Genomic DNA, 2,436 nt, shown 5'->3' with positions numbered 1-2,436 from the left:
CGCGTCCAGCGACGCGGCCGCCAGCGCCAGCGCGCCGAGCAGCGGCACCGCGACCAGCGCGCCGGGCACGTCAGCCGCCCGCCGGATCCGGGTCCAGGCTCGCCACGACCAGCCGCGCCGCCGCCACGTCCCCGCCCTCGACCAGGGCCGGGATCACCGCCGCCGTCCCGCGTCCGGTGCGGCTCCACGGCTCGCCGCCCGCTCCCCGTGCCCCGTCCGCCAGCCGCTCCAACGCCCGGCCGGTCTCCAGCAGCCACCCGTCGACACGGTCCTTCACATCACCCGCGCGGAGGGCCCGCGGGCCGTCCATCCCGTACCGCGCGGCCGTCCCGGGCCGCAGGACGCCGAGGCCCCGCGTCATCCAGCGGAGCGTCCGCGACCGTCCCACTCTCCGGGCGAACGGGGCGAACCGCGCACCGAGCGCGTCGCCCGGCGCGCCCGCCAGCGTCTCGTCCCGCAGGACGGCCGCCCGCCCGGCCGCGCCGTCCCAGCCCGCCACCCGCAGGAACCGGGCGAGGCTGTCGAGGCGGGCCGCGGCCCGCCGGCGCTCGATCCCACCCGGCGCCGTGCCCCGCGGCCAGGGCCCGTCCCAGAACGACTCGGCCGCCGTGTCGACCACCACGGCCTCGGCGTGCTGGACGATGTCGCCCTGCAAGACCAGATCCAGCCGCAGTCCGGCGGGCCACCACGCCAGGACGGGTCCGAGGGGCACGTGCAGGACGTCCAGCCGCAACCCGTCCCTGTCATCGGCGCGGCCGGCCATCGGCACGTCTCCCGCCGTTCGCTCCGTGCCATCGGCCGTCGCGTGACCGGGCGAAAGCCCGGCGTCCACCAACCGGACCTCGCCCGAGGTGCGCAGATCGACCCGGGCCCGGGCTCCCGGCATACCGTCCCACACGGTGCCGATCGCCCCGGCCAGCACCGGGCCCGGCGTCCCGCACACCACCAGGAACCCCGTCTCGGTCGGTGACGCCGCCGCCCGCCAGCCCCGCGAGCGGAACTCCGCCTCGGCCGCGAGCCTGGCGCCCGTCCCGTCCGCCGCCGCCACCACGAACGGCCGTGGCCGCGCCCCGGCGAAGCGCGCGACCCGGTCCCTCACACCCATCGCAGCGCTCCCTCGCGCCAGGCGTAGAGGACGCCGATCATGATCAGTGCGAGGAAGGCGAACATCTCCACCACCGCCTTCGCGCCCACCGACGCGACGACGAGCGCCCACGGGTACATGAAGACCATCTCCATGTCGAAGGCGAGGAACACCATCGTCACCGCGTACCAGCGGACGTGGAAACGGGACAACGCGTGCTCCTGCGGCCTCCAGCCCGACAGGAACGGGCCGCTCTCCAGCGGGACGGACGGCGCCAGCACGTACGCGGCGCCATAGACCCCGGCGACGAGCGCCCCCATCACCCCGAGCACCGAGAGGAGCGCGACGAACGGCGCCATCGTCCCTCCCCTGTCGGCGGCCGGTCACTAGCGGTCTACCTGTTCGGTCCGTCCGGAAACCGCTGCGCGTCCGGTCCGCCTGACACGTCCCAGAAGGGGAAACTTCCGCTGGTCACCCCGATTCTCTACACTTCGGCTCGGTGCTGTCGTGAGGGGGCGAACGTGAGCACGGCCGACCGGCACGACCACGAGGACCGGGATCCGCCGCCGGGCCGGAGCGCCCAGGACGAGCCCGGCCCCGGCGACGGCACGTCCGACGACAAACTGGTCGCGAGCTGGCGCGACACTCCGAACGCCCGGCCCCCGGAACGTCGCGCGGCTCCACGCCGCACCACCCCACCCCGCCCTCCGGCGCCCGCCGCTCCCGCACCGCCCGAAAAACCCGCCGCACCACGCCGCGTCACTCCGCCGACTCCCCCGGCCGCCGAGCCACAGGGGCTCGCGCGGGCGCAGGCGCGGCCTCCGGAGCCGGAGCCGGTCGCACCCGCTCCGGCGCCCGCCGCCCCGGCGGCGCAGGTCCCGGTCCCGGCGAGCACCGATGGAGCGTTCGAACGACCCCGGGCCGCGCCGACGCCCCCGGGCTCGGGCGGCGGACGAGTCTTCAGGCCGGGCCTGCGGTCCGGGATCGCGGTCGCGGCCGTCGCGGCGCTCGCGGCCGGCGGCGCCCTGTACGCGTTCCGCGACGGCGGCGCAGGCGGAGACGCCGCTCCGGGCCACGGGACGGGAGCCCGTCCCGCAGACGGCGTGTTCACCGTGCCGCCCGCCCTCTACGACGGGCACGAGCAGGTCATCACCGGTGTCGCCGTGCTCGGCGGAACGGCCGTGACCGTCGGCGCGGAGACCGTCGACCGGCCGCGCGGCCAGATCCTCGTCTCGGCGGACGGCGGGAAGTCGTGGGCCCTCGCGCGGATCGAGGACGCGGGCGCCTCCGACGTGCCGCGCGCGGTCGCCGCGGGCGGCCGGGGCTGGGTCGCGCTCGGCGACGGGCCCGCC

The 2,436-nt window shown here is 77.3% G+C and carries 2 protein-coding genes and 1 pseudogene; 1 reads left to right on the top strand and 2 read right to left on the bottom strand.

Going from position 1 to position 2,436, the window contains the following annotated elements; genetic code table 11:
* Positions 1-70: 70 nt before the first annotated feature.
* Positions 71-1,105 carry a hypothetical protein gene (locus E1291_RS41015; RefSeq protein ID WP_131743413.1) on the bottom strand — a complete coding sequence of 345 codons (1,035 nt, stop codon included), beginning with the start codon at positions 1,103-1,105 and terminating at the stop codon, positions 71-73.
* A complete protein-coding gene (locus E1291_RS41010) occupies positions 1,096-1,443 on the bottom strand; it encodes an NADH-quinone oxidoreductase subunit A (protein ID WP_131743412.1) in 348 nt (115 codons plus the stop codon). The genes E1291_RS41015 and E1291_RS41010 overlap by 10 nt, the downstream gene beginning before the upstream one ends.
* A 162-nt stretch (positions 1,444-1,605) precedes the next feature.
* Here E1291_RS41010 and E1291_RS41005 point away from each other — a divergent pair.
* Positions 1,606-2,436, top strand: a pseudogene (locus E1291_RS41005) (hypothetical protein); the annotation flags it as partial.

Origin of the sequence: Actinomadura roseirufa (genome assembly GCF_900659635.1) — a bacterium.
GTDB classification, from domain to species: domain Bacteria; phylum Actinomycetota; class Actinomycetes; order Streptosporangiales; family Streptosporangiaceae; genus Spirillospora; species Spirillospora roseirufa.
The sequence above is the reverse complement of the archived record's forward strand: the minus strand, read 5'-3'. Positions and strand labels throughout refer to the sequence as shown.